Source organism: Spirillospora sp. CA-294931 (genome assembly GCF_050946795.1).
GTDB lineage: Bacteria > Actinomycetota > Actinomycetes > Streptosporangiales > Streptosporangiaceae > Spirillospora.
Window position 1 is genome coordinate 480,004 of record NZ_CP192006.1, and the last position, 15,445, is coordinate 495,448.

Consider the following 15,445-nt stretch of genomic DNA (forward strand, 5'->3'; position numbering starts at 1 on the left):
GTTCACCCAGGGGGGTTATTCCGTGCGTGATCCGGAATTGGTGTCGTGCGCGCAGCGTGCGGCGAGTGAGTTGGAACGTGCGTGGTCGGAATGGCGGCACGCGCGGGGACTGGCCGAGCAGGTCTCGGAGTCGGTCGCCAGCTACGTGGCCCACTCGATCGACCACCCGTGGGGACGTCCCCGCGTGGTGTTGGGCCTTGACGCGGACGAGGCGCGCGCGCTGGCCGCGCTGCTCGGCAAGGAGGATCCGCTCCGCTGACGGCCGCGGCCGCCCGATCCACGCGGCCGCGGTCTCCCGTTTTGACGAAGCCGTGCCGGTGTGCAGACTGGCAGGGTCGGTCACGAAGTCATCACGGGGAGACCACCGCATGCGATTCCATCGGCTCGCCGCTCTGGCGACCGCCGCCCTGGCCGTCTGCCTGGGCGGTCTTTCCGCGTGCGGGGGGTCGTCCGACGACGGCGAACCCGCGTCCAAGGCGACGCCCCCGGCGGCCACCACGCCGGCGGGGTCGTCAGAGTCTCCGGCGCCCGAACCGCCGGAGACTCCGCTGGACGGCAAGGTGGTGGTGATCGATCCCGGTCACAACGGGGGCAACGCCAAGAACCCGTCGGCCATCGCCAAGCAGGTCGACATCGGCAACGGGCGCAAGGAGTGCGACACCACGGGGACGGCGACCAACGCCGGTTATCCCGAGCATGCCTTCACGTGGGACGTCTCCAAGCGGCTGGAGCGGCTGCTGAAGGCTCGTGGGGCCAAGGTCGTGCTCACCCGTCCCAACGACACCGGTGTGGGCCCCTGCATCAACGAGAGAGCCGAGATCGGCAACCGGGCGAAGGCCGACGCGGTCCTGTCGGTCCACGCGGACGGGGCCATGCCGAACGGGCGCGGGTTCCACATCATCGAGCCGGTCGCGATCAAGGGGTTCAACGCCAAGGCCGTCCCGGAGTCGCTGCGGCTGGGCAAGGCCATTCGGGACGCCTATCACGAGGGCACCGGGGTGCCCTATTCGAATTACCGGGGCAAGAAGGCGCTCGATCCGCGCAATGACCTGGGCGGGCTCAATCTGTCTAAGGTGCCGAAGGTCTTCATCGAGTGCGGCAACATGCGCAATCCGGAGGAGGCGCGCAAGTTCGCCGACGCGGGGTTCCGGCAGAAGATCGCCGATTCGCTGCTGGTCGGCCTGACCGCGTACCTGGGCTGACGGGGTGCCGTTGAAGCGCGTCCGGGACGCGTTCGAGCTGGCCGGATACACCGTTGACGGGGTGCGCGAGCTGCTGGGGCCGGTGGCCGGGGGAGCGCTGGCGCGGGACGAGATCGTGCCCGCGCTGCGGGTCACGGACGGCGGGTCCGCGCTGGAGGAATTCGTCCGGCTTTTCTGGCTCCAGGTGCCGGTTCCGGCGCGTGGATTGCCCGAGGAATTGCTCGCGGCGGGCCTGGTGGAGCGGTCGGGCGACGAATGCCGGGCGCTTTTCCATATCGAACCGGCGGAGGGCGTGGCCGGTGAGCATCTGGGTTATCTGGTCTCCGATCTGAAGGCCCGTCCGGGCGGCGGACGCGTCCGCCCCGATCATGTCGTGGGCGGTGGGGGCGCGTCGGGCAATCTGGCCCGGATAGTTATCCACAGGCCTGTGGATGACGCGCTGGACGTCGGGACGGGATGCGGCGTCCAGGCCCTGCATCTGGCCGGGCGGGCCCGGCATGTCGCGGCGACCGATATCAACCCCCGAGCGCTGCGGCTGGCGGCGATGAGCTTCGCGCTTTCCGGGCTCGACGGGGTGGAGCTCCTGGAGGGTTCGCTGCTGGAGCCGGTCGCGGGACGCCGGTTCGATCTGGTCGTCTCCAACCCTCCTTTCGTGATCGCTCCCGAGGGCGGCCGGTTCGTCTACCGCGAGTCCGGGATGCCCGGGGACGAGTTCTGCCGCCGTCTCGTGGCCGAGGCTCCCGGGTTGCTCAAGGACGGCGGGCACTGCCAGCTTCTCGCGAACTGGCTGCATATCGAGGGTGTCCCGTGGGAGGAGCGTGTCGCGGGCTGGGTCGCGGGCACCGGGTGCGACGCGTGGGTCGTCCAGCGGGACGTCCAGGACCCCGCCGAGTACGCCGAGCTCTGGCTGCGCGATTCGGTCGAGACCGGAACGCCCGAATACCGCGCCCGTTACGACGCGTGGCTCGACCACTTCGAGCGGCAGGGCGCGACCGGGGTCGGGTTCGGCTGGATCACGCTGCGGCGGTCGGGTGCCGAGCGGCCCGCCGTGCGGGTCGAGGAGCTCCGGCACGAGGTGGACCAGCCCGTCGGCGCCTATGTGGATGATGTCCTGAATGGGCTGGTCGCTGGGCGAGAGTTTTCCACAGCCTGTGGAAAGGTCGGGCTTGTGGCGGCGCCGGGGCTCGTCCAGGAACAGGTCGGGCCACCCGGGGCTGAAGACCCCGAACGGATCGTCCTGCGGCAGACCTCGGCCCTGCGCCGCGCGGCCGGAGTCGGCACCGTCGAGGCGGCCCTGGCGGGCGTCTGCGACGGCACAATGCCGCTCGACCCGCTCCTGGACGCCATCGCCCAGCTGATGGGCCTCGGCACCGACGAGGTACGGGCCCACGCCGACGCCGTCCTGCCCGAACTGATCGCCGACGGGTTCTTCTCATCGCCGCCGGTGTGACCCGGCCCGCCGCACCCCCGCCCTCAGCGCCGGCCCGGCGGCCGCGTTCATCGCGGCGCCCAGATCGCGGTGCCGCGCGATGAGGATCGAGAAGCCGATCGCGAGGTAGACGCCCGAGAGCCACAGCCGCGCCGTCTGGTCCGGCAGGACGAACTGCACGGCGAACAGCGCGAACAGCAGCGCGGCCTCGGCCCGGCGGAAGTACAGGTCGATCAGCATGGCCAGCCCGAGGACGGTCTGCGCGGCGGTCAGCAGCACCTCCTCGGCCTGCCGGGAGTCCAGCGGCAGCGACCAGTCGCCGCCGCCCGCCTTGTAGGCCAGCGGCAGGGTGCCGATCAGCAGCGTCCACTGGTTGACCTTGGACGACAGCAGCGCGCCGATAGCGTCGTTGTCGCGCAGCCGCCAGGCGAACACGACGGCGACGATCAGCTCGGGCGCCTCGGACGCCAGCGGCGCCAGCCACTGGACCAGCAGGAACTCGTCCACGCCGAGCTTGGAGCCCGCCTCGACCAGCGACTCGGCGAACGGCTCCGCGGACGCGAACACGATGATCGCGCCCAGCAGGAACCCGCCCCAGGTCGCCAGGCGGCGCTGCTTCCGGGGCAATTGCGCCAGCCACGCGGGGACGCCGACCAGTTCCTCGACGTCCTCGCCCCCCGAACGGGCGATCCGGGCGATGTAGGCGACATAGATGGCGATCAGCAGGATCGAGACGTACCACCCGATCTCCCCGACCAGGGGAGGGATGAACGCGATCACGGCCGCCATGGCAAGAAAGCCCAGCTCGATCCGGTGATGCCGGTCGAGGTGGACGTCCCGGCGCGCCGGAGCCTTCTCCCCCCGTTTGGCCAGCCTCCGAGCCCCCAGCGCGAAGGCCAGGACGACCAGCGCCCAGCCCACACCGACCAGCAGCCGGTTGGCCCCCGTCATGTTGGCCGCCGCGTAGGAGGTGTACTCCGGCTTGGACCCGGCCGTATAGGCGTAATAGAGGTCGACGGCGTACTCGGGCAGGACGGCGATGAGCGCCAGCAGCGCCAGCGCCAGCGCACCCGACATGTCGGCCCGCGCCGTTTCGGCCGCCCACATCAGCACGACGGCCGCAGCCAGAACGCCCGCCCCATAGATGACCATGCCGAGCACCGGCGTCGGGTGGACGCCGGACAGCCGTAACGCGACCGCGGGCAGGGCGACGGCCAGCGTGATCGCGACCCGCAGCGTCAGGGTCCGGAACGAGATCGTCTCGGCGGACATACCTGCACCGTGCCGCCACCCGGCTCAGCCGACACCCAAGCCCCCTTCAGCGAAGAGCAAAGCTCACCGCCACACGACGTCCAGCGACGAGATCCCGTCCCCGCGCGGCCCCCAAAGCCGCCAGGAACCGTCCAGGACGGGAGGGCTCGTCCCCAGGCCGGGGAGGAGGGCTCACCGCCATAGGACGCCCAGGGTCGAGAAGCCCACCGCGATGCATCTGCGCGAAGGGGTTATTGGCGGGCGGCGTCCAAGGTGGGGAAGGTGCTCTCGCGGAGGCGGCGGGAGAGGGTGCGGTTGATTCGGTGGGCCCAGAGGGGGCCGCCGTAGATCATGGCGGTGTAGCCCTGGACGAGCGTCGCTCCGGCGCGCACGCGCTCCCAGACGTCGTCGGCGTTCTCGACGCCGCCGACGGAGATCAGGACGAGCCGGTCGCCGGTGCGGGCCTTCAGGCGTCGCAGCACCTCGAGTGAGCGTGCCTTGAGCGGCGCTCCGGACAGGCCCCCGGCCTCGTCGATCTTGGTTTCGAGCCCGTGGCGGGTGATCGTGGTGTTGGTCGCGATGATGCCGTCCAGGCCCAGCTCCAGGGCCAGGTCGGCGACCGCGTCGATGTCGTCGTCGGCCAGGTCGGGGGCGATCTTGACCAGCAGCGGGACGCGTCCCGCCGCCGCGCGGACGGCGGTGAGCAGCGGCCGCAGGCGGTCGGCCGCCTGGAGGTCGCGCAGGCCGGGGGTGTTGGGCGAGCTGACGTTGACGACGAGGTAGTCGGCGTGCGGGGCCAGCCGCCGTGCGCTGGCCACGTAGTCGGCCTCGGCGTCCGCCTCGGCGACGGCCTTGGTCTTGCCGATGTTGACGCCGACGATCGTTCTCGGGCTCCGGCCGCTCAGCCGCTCGGCCGCGGCCTCGGAGCCCCGGTTGTTGAAGCCCATCCGGTTGATCACCGCCCGGTCGCGCGGCAGCCGGAACAGGCGCGGCAGGGGGTTGCCCGGCTGGGGCCGCCCGGTGACCGTGCCGATCTCGACATGGCCGAAGCCGAACGCCGCGAGGGCCTCGTAGGCGACGGCGTCCTTGTCGAATCCGGCGGCCAGGCCCAGCGGGCTGGGGAAGTCGATGCCGAGGGCGCGGACGGCCAGCGCCGGGTCGCGGGGCGCGAGCGCCCGGCGCAGCAGGGGAGCGGCACCCGGGGTGGCCTGGATGAGGCCCAGCGCGCGCAGCGTCAGGTGGTGGACGGTCTCGGCGGGCAGGCGCGTGATGACCAGTGAGAACAGGAGTCGATACATCGTGCCCACATTGTGGCAGGTGCGGGAAAAAGCGATTGAGGGGCTCGGTGGTCCCCGGTTACGGTGACCGCATGCAAGTGGATCTGTGGGCCACCGCCTGGTGGCCGTTCCCCGAACGTCTTTACCGCGAGCGCCCGACGGCCGGGTCCGGCCGGGACGCGATCGGCGGCTGATCTCCGGAGACCGGAGACCGCGTTCGTTCGGCCGGGCCTGGGTGCGACGTATGTCCAACGCACACCAAGCCGAACGGGAGCAAGACATGTCCAAGAGCCGAAACGGCATGCTCGGCGTGGGCGGCCAGCGCAAGAACCTCTCGCGCGCGGCCCTGCGCGGCGGCGGAGGCGGTTCCCGAGGCGGGACCGACCCGCTCGCCGAGAAGCGCGAGCTGCTGCGCAAGATGCGCGAACGCGCGCAGGAGCAGGAGTCCGAGGCCACCTCGGACGACGAGTGATCACCGGGCCGGTCCCGCCGCTGGGCGGGGCCGGTCCTCATCCGTTGCGGAACGTCCGGCGCAGCGTGAGCCGCACTTCGCGGGACGTCGCGGCGACCGCCCGGGCGGGCTCGCGGACGGCCACGCGCCAGGCGTCCCGCATGACCATCCGGGCCGGGTGCAGGACGCTCCGCCGCACCCATCGCGCGGGCTGGACGACCACGGCGCGGAACGGCGCGACCACCAGCGTCCGCCACACCCATCGCAGCAGGCGGGCGGCCAGGTTCCAGACGCCGCGGATCCCGAGGCCGACGGGCCGCAGGACGTACCGCCACAGCGCCAGGGCCGGCAGGACGAACAGGTACCGCGCCACGACGGCGAGGAAGCGGCCGGACATCGTCCACGACCAGACCAGCGCCGCGGCGAACACCCGCCAGACCGCGCCGAGGCCCGTGCCCAGCGAGCGGGCGCCCCGGGCGAGCACGGCGCCGACCGCCCGCGCGAACGCGGCCGCGCCCCGGCCGCAGGCCGCCAGCCCGCCACCGATCCAGTGGGCCAGCCAGGCCAGGCCCAGCAGCGGCGGACGCAGCACGTAGCGCCACAGCAGCACGGCGGGCGCGACGACGAGGACCATGACCAGCCAGACCAGCGCGGTCCCGATCCCCTTCAAAGCGATCATGAACAGGTGCCCGGCGCCCTTCAGGGGACGTACCAGGACAAGCTTGAGGAACCGGCCGATGGGGGCCAGGACCGCTCGCGAGAACCAGCGGGCGAACCGTCCCGACCCCCGGCCGAACAGCCGGAGCGTCCCGAGGATCACCACCGACACCAGCCAGCCCACCGGCCGGGCCACCGCGTTGGTCCACAGCCAGGCAAGGGCTTGGCCGAGCAAGCTCAGCGGTCTGACCACGGCGTTGGTCCACAGCCAGCCCAGCGGCCGTGTCACGCCCCTCGTCCAGAGCCGGCGGAGGCCCGCGAAGGCGGCGGCGACGCCCCGTCCCAGCCACGCGAAGAACGCGCCGATGGGGGAGAGGATCGCGCGGAGCGCGCGTCCCAGCCGGCGGCCGGTCGCGGCGAGAAGTTCGTAGGCCAGCCGGAGCGGCAGGACGACGACCAGCGCGACCACGCGCGCCGGGTAGACGATCCAGGCCGGGCCGGACGGCTCGTAGGCGGGCTCGGGGCGCTTGGTCAGAGCGACGCGAGCGCCGTCGTCCCGGTGTCGGGGACCTCGCGGTCCGGCCGTCGTCACGTCGCCCTCCCAGCGGTCGCCTTGCCCGGTTAGACGCGGGTGGCGCCCGTTGGTTCGGCGGTTCCCCAGTGTCCTCGCTCACGAAGCGAAACGAGCGGGGCCCGGGATGCGCGTTGAACCCGATCGCCTCCGCGTCCCGTACTGCGGGGCGAACCGGGAGAAGCGGTGCGGCTGCTCCGCCTCGATCGAAAACGCGAGGGGCTGGCGGTCCTGGAGCCGGAGCTCTGATCGACTTGGAGGACACGACATGGAATTCCCGAAGTGGGCGATCCCCGTGGCGGCCGCCCTGACCGCGTCAGGGGTGCTGCTCACCGCGTGCGGTCAGGAGACCGCGGGCAAGCAGAAGAACACGGCGGCCGGGTCCAAGCAGGTGGCCGAGGGCCAGCAGGACGCCGGTGCCGAGCCCCAGCAACAGCAGCAGGAATCGGTCCAGACGGCCTCCCTGGAGGTCGCGAACGTGGAGAAGCTCGGCAAGGTCGTCACCGACGGCGAGGGCCGCACGCTCTACCGCTTCGACAAGGACACCGCCAGGCCGCCCGCCTCGACCTGCATGGGAGCGTGCGCCACGGCGTGGCCCCCGGTCTGGGCGAACAACGAGGACCCGCAGGTCAAGGGCGTCGACCAGAACCTGGTCGGGAAGGTCAAGCGCCCCGACGGCAAGTGGCAGGTCACGCTCGGCGGATGGCCGATGTACCGCTACGCCAAGGACCAGAGCCCCGGCGACGTGAAGGGGCAGGGCGTCCAGGGCACCTGGTACGCCAGCGCTCCCGACGGCAAGAAGGCGGGCGGCGGCGCCGCGGCCCAGGAGGAGCCGCGGGCCGACGGCGGGCAGGAGGAGGGCGGCGGGCGCTGGGCCGGCTGGACGGTCCTGAAGGTCCGCCAGGACGCCAAGCTCGGCATGATCGTGACCGATGGCAAGGGCCGGACGCTGTACCGGTTCGACAAGGACCGTCCCAAGGTCACCAACTGCTTCGGCGCGTGCAAGGCCGCCTGGCCCCCGGTCGACTTCACCAGCTGGAAGAAGCTCAAAGTCGAGGGCATCGACCGGAGCAAGGTCAAGTTCATCGAGCGCAAGGACGACGGCAAGTGCCAGGTCACCATCAACGGCTGGCCCATGTACTACTTCGCCAAGGACCAGCAGGCCGGGGACACCAAGGGCCAGGGCGTCCAGAACGTCTGGTGGGTGGTCTCCCCCGAAGGCAAGAAGATCACCACGGGTGCCGGCGGCGACAGCGGTAACGGCGGCTACGGCAACGACTCCGGTGGCGGCGGCGACAGCGGCGGCGGCTATGGAGGCGGTGGCTACTAGGACGGAAAGGCCACCAGGTGATCTTGGAGGCGCCCGACGCCTCCCCTTAGACGAAGGCGTGGAGGGTTCGCGGGTCGGTCGGGGTCCGCGAAACCTTCACGCCTTCACCATGATCTCCCTCTGACCCCGCCCCCAAGCCCCATACGCCCCGTGGAATCGGGGGGTATGGGGCTTGTGGGGTGGGGTGTTTTTGCTGCGTGCTTGGGACGGGCGGGGCCCGGCGGAGGGTGTCGGGGACATGCCTTGGTGTGTGTTTGTGCTGGCTGTGGTGGGTGCGGGAGGAGAGTGTGACGGACGAGGGGTTGGGTATGTGGGAGGCGTCCGTTTCGCGTGCGATGGAGCATTGTTTCCGAAGTGATTCAGGTTTCCGTTGGGTTGCGATTGTTTCGTGGGCGTTTTCGGCTATAGACAAGCGCTTGGTGCGGTGTTTGGGTGGCAACCGTTCCGCCGTGGATGCGACTCGGCAGATGTGTGCGCACGGGGCGGGAGGAAACAGGAGGCTCTATGGTCGCGAGAACGAGAGTCCGCGATGTCGGCGGTCCCGTGAAAAAGGCGCGAGGCACAGGCCCGTGGAAATGCGCCCGGGGCGCCGTGGCACTGGCCCTGCTGGCCAGTGGAATGGCCGCGTGCTCAAGCGAGAGCGGCACTCCCACCTTGGCGTGGTACATCAACCCCGATAACGGCGGTCAGCAAAGCATCGCCGACTCCTGCACAAAGGCGGCGGGCGGGAAATACCGCATCAAGACCTCCCTGCTGCCGAGCGACGCGACCCAGCAGCGCGAGCAACTGGTCCGGCGGCTGGCGGCCAAGGACTCGGGGCTCGACCTGATGAGCCTGGACCCGGTCTTCGTCGCCGAGGCCGCCAACGCCGGGTTCCTCGAACCGTTCTCCGACCAGGACAAGGGCACGTTCACCCAGGGCGTCTTCCCCGCCGCCGTGGAGAGCTCCACCTGGGACGGCAAGCTCTACGCGGCCCCCTTCTGGGCCAACACGCAGCTGCTCTGGTACCGCAAGTCCGTCGCCCAGAAGGCGGGCGTCGACCCGACGCAGCCCGACTTCACCTGGGACAAGATGATCGACGCCGCCGTCAAGACGGGGACGAAGGTCGGCGTCCAGGGCAACAGGTACGAGGGCTACATGGTGCTCATCAGCGCCCTGATCTCCTCGGCCGGCGGCCGCGTGCTCAGCGAGGCCGACAAGGGCGAGGACGCCAAGATCGAACTCGACTCGCCCGCGGGGAAGCAGGCGGCGACGATCATCGCCAAGCTGGCACGCTCCAAGGCCGCGAGCCCGACGATCTCGACCGACACCGAAGAGGAGTCGCGCTCGACGATCAACGGCAAGAACGGCGGGTTCCTGGTCAACTGGCCCTACGTGTGGGCGGCAGAGAACGGTGACGCCAAGGACGGCGTCATCGACAAGGGAATTCCCGCCGATCTCGGCTGGGCCCGGTATCCGAAGGTGTCGCCCGACAAGGAGAGCAAGCCGCCCTTCGGCGGCATCGAGCTCGGCGTCGGCGCCTACGGCAAGCACAAGAAGGGCTTCGCCGTCGACGCCGCCAAGTGCATCACCTCGCCCGAGAACATGAAGAAGTACATGCTCGCCGAGGGGAACCCGGCGGCCCGCGCGGAGATCTATGACGATCCGGAGATCAAGAAGCAGTTCCCGATGGCGGCGCTGATCAGGGATTCCATCAACGCGGCGGAGCCGCGCCCGATCACGCCCTATTACGGCGACGTGTCCGCCGCGGTCCAGAGCCGCTGGCACGCGCCCGCCACGGTGAACCCCGAGTCGACGCCGCGCAAGTCCAGCGAGTTCGTCCGCCAGGTCCTTCAGGGCCAGGCACTGCTCTAGAGGAGGGGTACCGATGGCAGAGGCATCCGTGCCCCTCGCGGGGCAGGGCAAGAAAAAGAAGAAGGCGGAGAGCACGGACCGCGCCAGGGCCGAGCGGCGGCTCGGGCTGATGCTCTCGGCGCCGGCAGTGATCGTCATGCTGCTGGTGACCGCGTATCCGCTGCTCAACGCGCTGTACCTGTCGATGTTCAGTTACCGCATCACCGCGCCGGACGACCGGCGCTTCGTCGGGCTGGGCAACTACGTGACCGCGCTGACCGACAGCCTGTTCTGGCAGGACGTCTGGACGACGTTCATCATCACCGTGGTGACCGTGGTGGTCGAGGTGGTCATCGGGTTCGCGCTGGCCATGGTCATGCACAAGGCGGTCTTCGCCCGCCGGACCATGCGCACCTCGATCCTGCTGCCCTACGGCATCGTCACCGTCATCTCGGCGTTCGCCTGGCGGTACGCGTTCGAGACCCAGTCGGGCTTCGTCAACTCCTGGTTCGGGCTGGGCGACTTCGCCTGGTTCTCCGACCGGTGGGCGGGCCTGTTCGTGATCATCCTGTCGGAGATCTGGAAGACCACGCCGTTCGTGTCGCTGCTGCTCCTGGCGGGTCTGGCCCAGGTGCCGCGCGACCTCGGCGAGGCCGCGACGGTCGACGGCGCCACCGCGTGGCAGCGGCTGTGGAAGGTCACGCTGCCCAACATGAAGGCCGCGATCCTGGTCGCCGTGCTGTTCCGCACCCTGGACGCGTGGCGCATCTTCGACAGCGTCTTCATCATGACCGCCGGGCAGGAGAAGACCGAGGTCCTGTCGTTCCTGACCTACCGGCAGAGCATCACCCGGACCGAGATCGGCCTCGGCAACTCCATCGGGGTGCTGCTGTTCCTGTCGGTGGTGCTCATCGCGGCGGTGTTCATCAAGGGGTTCCGGGTGGATCTCTCGCAGGCGAGGGGTGATCGTTGATGGATACGGTCAGGCACAAGTGGGTCTGGGTCCTCGGGTCGCTGCTGATCCTGGTCTGGACGGCGTTCCCGGTCCTGTGGATCGTGATGCTGTCGTTCAAGCAGCCCGGCGAGGTCGGCAACAACCCGGGCTTCTTCCCCAAGAAATGGACCTGGGAGAACTACGAGACGGTCTTCAAGACCGACCTGTTCACCTCCGCGCTGATCAACTCGATCGGGATCTCGCTGATCGCCACGCTGGTCGGGGTCACGTTCGCGACGCTGGTCGCCTACGCCATCGCCCGGCTGGAGTTCCCCGGCAAGCGGCTGATCCTGTCGTTCGCGCTGGCCATCGCGATGTTCCCGGTGGTCTCGCTGGTCGGCCCGCTGTTCGACCTGTGGCGGAACATCGGCCTGTACGACACCTGGCTCGGGCTGATCATCCCCTACATCTCCTTCGCGCTTCCCCTGGCGATCTGGACGCTGTCGGCGTTCTTCCGGGAGATCCCGTGGGAGATGGAACAGGCCGCGCAGGTGGACGGCGCCACGAGCTGGCAGGCGTTCCGCAAGGTGATCGTCCCGCTGGCGGCGCCCGGCGTGTTCACGGCGGCGATCCTCACGTTCTTCTTCTGCTGGAACGACTTCGTCTTCGGCATCTCGCTCACCTCGACCAGTGACGCCAGGCCGGTGCCCGCGGCGCTGGCGTTCTTCACCGGTGAGTCGTTCTTCGAGCAGCCCACCACCGCGATCTGCGCCGCCGCCGTGGTGGTCACGGTCCCGGTCGTGATCATCGTGCTGCTGTTCCAGCGTCGCATCGTCGCCGGTCTCACCTCCGGCGCAGTCAAGGGCTAGGGAGTTCACGCGCAATGGCCGCCATCACCATGAAGAACATCGTCAAGCAGTACGGCGACGGCTTCCCGGCCGTGAACGACGTCAGCCTCGACGTCCAGGACGGGGAGTTCATGATCCTCGTCGGGCCGTCCGGCTGCGGGAAGTCCACCCTGCTGCGCATGATCGTCGGACTGGAGGACATCACCTCGGGCGAGATGAGGATCGGCGACAAGGTCGTCAACCAGGTCGCCCCGCGCGAGCGGAACCTGTCCATGGTCTTCCAGAACTACGCCCTGTACCCGCACCTCACCGTCTTCGAGAACATCGCGTTCCCGCTCCGGCTGGCCAAGATGTCCGACGACGAGGTGCGCCGCAGGGTGAACGAGACCTCCGAGCTGCTGGAGCTGAACGAGCATCTGGAGCGCAAGCCCGCCAACCTGTCGGGCGGCCAGCGGCAGCGCGTGGCGATGGGCCGCGCGATCGTCCGCCAGGCCGACGCGTTCCTGTTCGACGAGCCGCTGTCCAACCTCGACGCCAAGCTGCGCGGGCAGATGCGCACCGAGATCTCGCGGCTGCAGCGGAGGCTCGGCGTCACCACCGTGTACGTCACCCACGACCAGACCGAGGCGATGACCCTCGGCGACCGGGTGGCGGTGCTCAAGCGGGGCCTGCTCCAGCAGGTCGGCAGCCCGCGCGAGCTGTACGAGCAGCCCGCCAACCTGTTCGTGGCGGGGTTCATCGGCTCGCCGTCGATGAACTTCCTGCCCGCCACGGTGGACGGCACGTTCCTCGACACCCCGCTCGGCCGGTTCGACATGCACGACGAGCGCAAGGCCGCCGCGGTCGGCGACCGCAACGTCGTGCTGGTCGGCATCCGTCCCGAGGACTTCGAGGACGCCTCGCTGGTCAGCGAGGAGAAGAAGGCCAAGGGCGCCGTCATCCGGACGACCGTCGACGTCACCGAGTGGCTCGGCAACGAGCTGTACGCCTACGTGCCCTACGAGGCCCCGGCCGAGCTGGCCGCCAAGCTCCGCGACCTGTCGCAGGAGCTCGACAGCGACCAGCTGCGCACCCAGGCCGTGGTGGCGCTGGACGCCGCCAGCATGATCGAGGCGGGTCTGGAGGCCGAGCTGTGGATCAACACCGACAAGATCCACATCTTTGATCCGGCCACCGGCGAGAACCTCACGCGCGACGAGGAGCGGGTGGCCGAGCTCGGCCGCCGCGCGACCGAGGTGCGCGAGGCCCAGCGGCGGGCGCAGGCCACCAAGGCCGCCGCGGCCGAGGCCGGCGAGGAGTAGCGCCGGGATGCATTTCGTGTTCAGCCCTCCGGCGGACACCGCGGCGGGCCTGCTGAGCCTCCCGTGGCGCGAGCCGCTGGAGGGCTGGACGGACGACCGCCTGGTGGAGATCCGCCAGCGCGGCCTGTCCCGGCACGTGGTGCGGTTCGTGGCCGACGAGGACGTCGTCTACGCGCTCAAGGAGCTGGACGACCGTCTCGCCCGCCGCGAGTACCGCCTGCTGCGCGCGCTGCGCGAGATGGGGATGCCCGCGGTCGAGGTCGTGGGCGTGGTCGTCGACCGTCCCGGCGACCTCGACGCGATCCTGGTGACCCGGTTCCTGGACTACTCCAGCTCCTACCGGGCCCTGTTCGCCAACGCGCGCGACGGCCTGACCACCGGCAAGCTGCTGGACGCCCTGGTCGAGCTGCTGGTGCGGCTGCATCTGGCGGGCTTCATGTGGGGCGACTGCTCGCTGTCCAACACCCTGTTCCGGCTGGACGCCCGCGCCTTCGCCGCCTACCTCGTCGACACCGAGACCGCCGAGCTGCACGCCTCGCTCTCGGAGGGCCAGCGCAAGTACGACGTCGACATGGCCCGGGAACGGATCGCGGGCGAGCTGTTCGACCTCAGGGCGGCCGGGCACCTGGCCGAGGGCGAAGACCCGATCGCGATCGCCGACGACACCGTCCGGCGGTACGAGGCGCTCTGGGACGAGCTGACCCGCGAGGAGCTGCTGCACCCCGAAGACCAGCGGTTCCGCATCGCCGAGCGGCTGCGCCGCATCAACGAGCTGGGGTTCGACGTCGACGAGGTCGAACTGGTCGACGCCGGCGAGCACGGCAGCCGCCTGCGGGTGCGCACCCGCGTGGCCGAGCCGGGCCACCATCGCCGCATCCTGTTCGCCCGGACGGGCCTGGGCGCCGAGGAGAACCAGGCGTGCCGCCTGCTCAACGACATCGCGAGCTTCCGCGGCTACCTGGAGCGCGAGTCCGGACGTCCCGTCGGTGACGTCGTGGCCGCCAACCGGTGGCTCACGGAGGTGTACGAGCCGGTCGTCCGCTCGATCCCCGAAGACCTGCGCGAGCGCCTGCACGAGGTCGAGGTCTTCCACGAGGTGCTGGAGCACCGCTGGTTCCTGTCGGAACGGGCCGGACGCGACGTCGGGACGACCGAGGCGGCGCGCGACTACTTCGCGCACGTCCTGCCCGAGGTTCCCGACGACCTGACCGAGACGGCCCGCACCGCGCGTCCGCTCAACGACTCCTGACGCGAGAAGACCGGCCGGGCGGCGAGCGCCTCGGCCGGTCTTCGGGGGCGTCGGTCAGGCGCGCTGGGCGCCGATGGACTGCATCAGGGTGGGCCAGATGAACGTGCTCTCGCGGATCCAGGCGGGCCAGTTGTGGCGGCCGTCGCCGTAGATGTGGGCGGTGTAGGGGACGTTGAGCTGGTCGAGCCGCCGCTGGAAGTCCTTGTTGTCGTCGCCGACCGCGACCTCGCTCAGCAGCCCGATGTCCCAGGGCGCCACGTTGGGGTCACCCGGACCGGGGCGTCCGGTCGTCCCGGAGGAGAAGAACAGGCCGGTGCCGCGCAGCTTCTCGGCCAGCGCCTTGGGGTCGTGGGCGGCCCAGTTGGCGTCGTCCCAGTACGGGACGCCCCAGATCGCGTTGGGGTCCATGCCGTTGCCGGTGTTGGTGAGCAGCAGCAGGGCGGGGATGCCCGCGTAGCGGATCGACAGCAGGCCGCTCAGCGACGCGACGTGCTTGAACAGGCCGGGCTTGCGGGCCGCGTAGGCGAACGCGCCCTGCCCGCCGGAGGAGTTGCCGATCGCCGCGCGCTGCCCGCTCGCGCGGTAGTTGCGCTCGATGAGCTGGATGACCTCGACGGTGTGGAACGTCTCCCACTTGGGGGTGCCGCGCCTGCCGTAGTTGTACCAGTCGGCGTAGGAGCCGTTGGACGCCTCGGGCATCACCACGATGGCGTTGTAGTTGCGCGCCCACGCCTCGATGTCGGTGTTCTTCGCCCACGACAGGTAGTCGTCCTGACCGCCGTGGTAGGCGTAGAGCACCGGGTAGGTGGTGGTGGATGTCTCGCTCCAACCCGTGGGCAGCAGCACCCGGGCCTTCACCGACTTGCCCAGCGAGGGCGATTCGATGGTGATGTCGACTTCGCCCGCCGCGACCTTCGTCTCGGCGGTGATCTTCGCTCCGGTGTCGGCGGTCCTGGTGGGGGCGGCGGACGCGGTGTCGGCGACCGTGACCAGTCCGGTCGCGGTCACGGCGGCGATCACCCCCGCGGCCAGCGAACGAAGCCGGCTCGAACGTCTCATGTCCCCACCTCTCAGCCACGCATCCCCGGATAATCCCCGAGTGACTCGGGCGA

The 15,445-nt window shown here is 70.2% G+C and carries 14 protein-coding genes; 10 read left to right on the plus strand and 4 right to left on the minus strand.

The window, feature by feature from the left end; translation table 11 throughout:
• Window positions 1-22 precede the first annotated feature (22 nt).
• The 3 genes from ACQPY4_RS02275 (at window position 23) to ACQPY4_RS02285 (ending at window position 2,652) form a co-directional block, all read left to right on the plus strand.
• Window positions 23-259, plus strand: a complete 237-nt coding sequence (locus ACQPY4_RS02275; RefSeq protein ID WP_024934223.1) for a hypothetical protein — start codon at window positions 23-25, stop codon at window positions 257-259.
• Window positions 260-368: 109 nt separating this feature from the next.
• Entirely contained in the window at window positions 369-1,202 is an 834-nt protein-coding gene (locus tag ACQPY4_RS02280; protein ID WP_433331861.1) for an N-acetylmuramoyl-L-alanine amidase, read from the plus strand.
• A 10-nt stretch (window positions 1,203-1,212) separates the two neighbouring features.
• On the plus strand, window positions 1,213-2,652 hold the full coding sequence (locus ACQPY4_RS02285; RefSeq protein WP_433338770.1) for a DUF7059 domain-containing protein: 1,440 nt from the start codon (window positions 1,213-1,215) through the stop codon (window positions 2,650-2,652).
• Here the strand turns inward: ACQPY4_RS02285 and ACQPY4_RS02290 are convergent.
• Both ACQPY4_RS02290 and ACQPY4_RS02295 read right to left on the minus strand, forming a co-directional pair.
• The gene (locus ACQPY4_RS02290; protein ID WP_433331863.1) at window positions 2,635-3,903 is read right to left on the minus strand and encodes a sodium:proton exchanger; all 1,269 of its coding nucleotides are present in this window, start codon (window positions 3,901-3,903) and stop codon (window positions 2,635-2,637) included. The genes ACQPY4_RS02285 and ACQPY4_RS02290 overlap by 18 nt on opposite strands.
• Window positions 3,904-4,133: 230 nt before the next feature.
• Complete coding sequence (locus tag ACQPY4_RS02295; protein ID WP_433331865.1) at window positions 4,134-5,180, minus strand: quinone-dependent dihydroorotate dehydrogenase; 1,047 nt, start codon at window positions 5,178-5,180, stop codon at window positions 4,134-4,136.
• Window positions 5,181-5,439: 259 nt separating this feature from the next.
• Between ACQPY4_RS02295 and ACQPY4_RS02300 the strand changes: the two genes are divergently transcribed.
• Window positions 5,440-5,631, plus strand: coding sequence for a DUF6243 family protein (locus ACQPY4_RS02300; RefSeq protein WP_433331867.1), 192 nt, complete (start codon window positions 5,440-5,442; stop codon window positions 5,629-5,631).
• 37 nt (window positions 5,632-5,668) lie between these two features.
• On the opposite strand, the gene ACQPY4_RS02305 is transcribed toward ACQPY4_RS02300, so the two are convergent.
• Entirely contained in the window at window positions 5,669-6,859 is a 1,191-nt protein-coding gene (locus tag ACQPY4_RS02305) for a hypothetical protein (protein ID WP_433331869.1), read from the minus strand.
• 247 nt (window positions 6,860-7,106) lie between these two features.
• Here ACQPY4_RS02305 and ACQPY4_RS02310 point away from each other — a divergent pair, with 247 nt between their 5' ends.
• The 6 genes from ACQPY4_RS02310 to ACQPY4_RS02335 all read left to right on the plus strand — a co-directional run bounded on the left by ACQPY4_RS02310 (window position 7,107) and on the right by ACQPY4_RS02335 (window position 14,333).
• Window positions 7,107-8,168 (plus strand): SCO0930 family lipoprotein, encoded by a 1,062-nt coding sequence (locus ACQPY4_RS02310; protein WP_433331871.1) that lies wholly within the window; start codon window positions 7,107-7,109, stop codon window positions 8,166-8,168.
• A 654-nt stretch (window positions 8,169-8,822) separates the two neighbouring features.
• Window positions 8,823-10,022 carry an extracellular solute-binding protein gene (locus ACQPY4_RS02315; protein ID WP_433331873.1) on the plus strand — a complete coding sequence of 400 codons (1,200 nt, stop codon included), beginning with the start codon at window positions 8,823-8,825 and terminating at the stop codon, window positions 10,020-10,022.
• A 13-nt stretch (window positions 10,023-10,035) separates the two neighbouring features.
• The gene (locus ACQPY4_RS02320; protein ID WP_433331875.1) at window positions 10,036-10,974 is read left to right on the plus strand and encodes a carbohydrate ABC transporter permease; all 939 of its coding nucleotides are present in this window, start codon (window positions 10,036-10,038) and stop codon (window positions 10,972-10,974) included.
• Entirely contained in the window at window positions 10,974-11,804 is an 831-nt protein-coding gene (locus ACQPY4_RS02325) for a carbohydrate ABC transporter permease (RefSeq protein ID WP_433331877.1), read from the plus strand. The genes ACQPY4_RS02320 and ACQPY4_RS02325 overlap by 1 nt, the downstream gene beginning before the upstream one ends.
• A gap of 14 nt (window positions 11,805-11,818) precedes the next feature.
• Window positions 11,819-13,084, plus strand: a complete 1,266-nt coding sequence (locus tag ACQPY4_RS02330; protein ID WP_433331879.1) for an ABC transporter ATP-binding protein — start codon at window positions 11,819-11,821, stop codon at window positions 13,082-13,084.
• A gap of 7 nt (window positions 13,085-13,091) precedes the next feature.
• On the plus strand, window positions 13,092-14,333 hold the full coding sequence (locus ACQPY4_RS02335; RefSeq protein ID WP_433331881.1) for a DUF4032 domain-containing protein: 1,242 nt from the start codon (window positions 13,092-13,094) through the stop codon (window positions 14,331-14,333).
• Window positions 14,334-14,387: 54 nt separating this feature from the next.
• Here the strand turns inward: ACQPY4_RS02335 and ACQPY4_RS02340 are convergent, their stop codons facing one another.
• Entirely contained in the window at window positions 14,388-15,392 is a 1,005-nt protein-coding gene (locus ACQPY4_RS02340; protein WP_433331883.1) for an alpha/beta hydrolase, read from the minus strand.
• Between the last annotated feature and the right edge of the window lie 53 nt (window positions 15,393-15,445).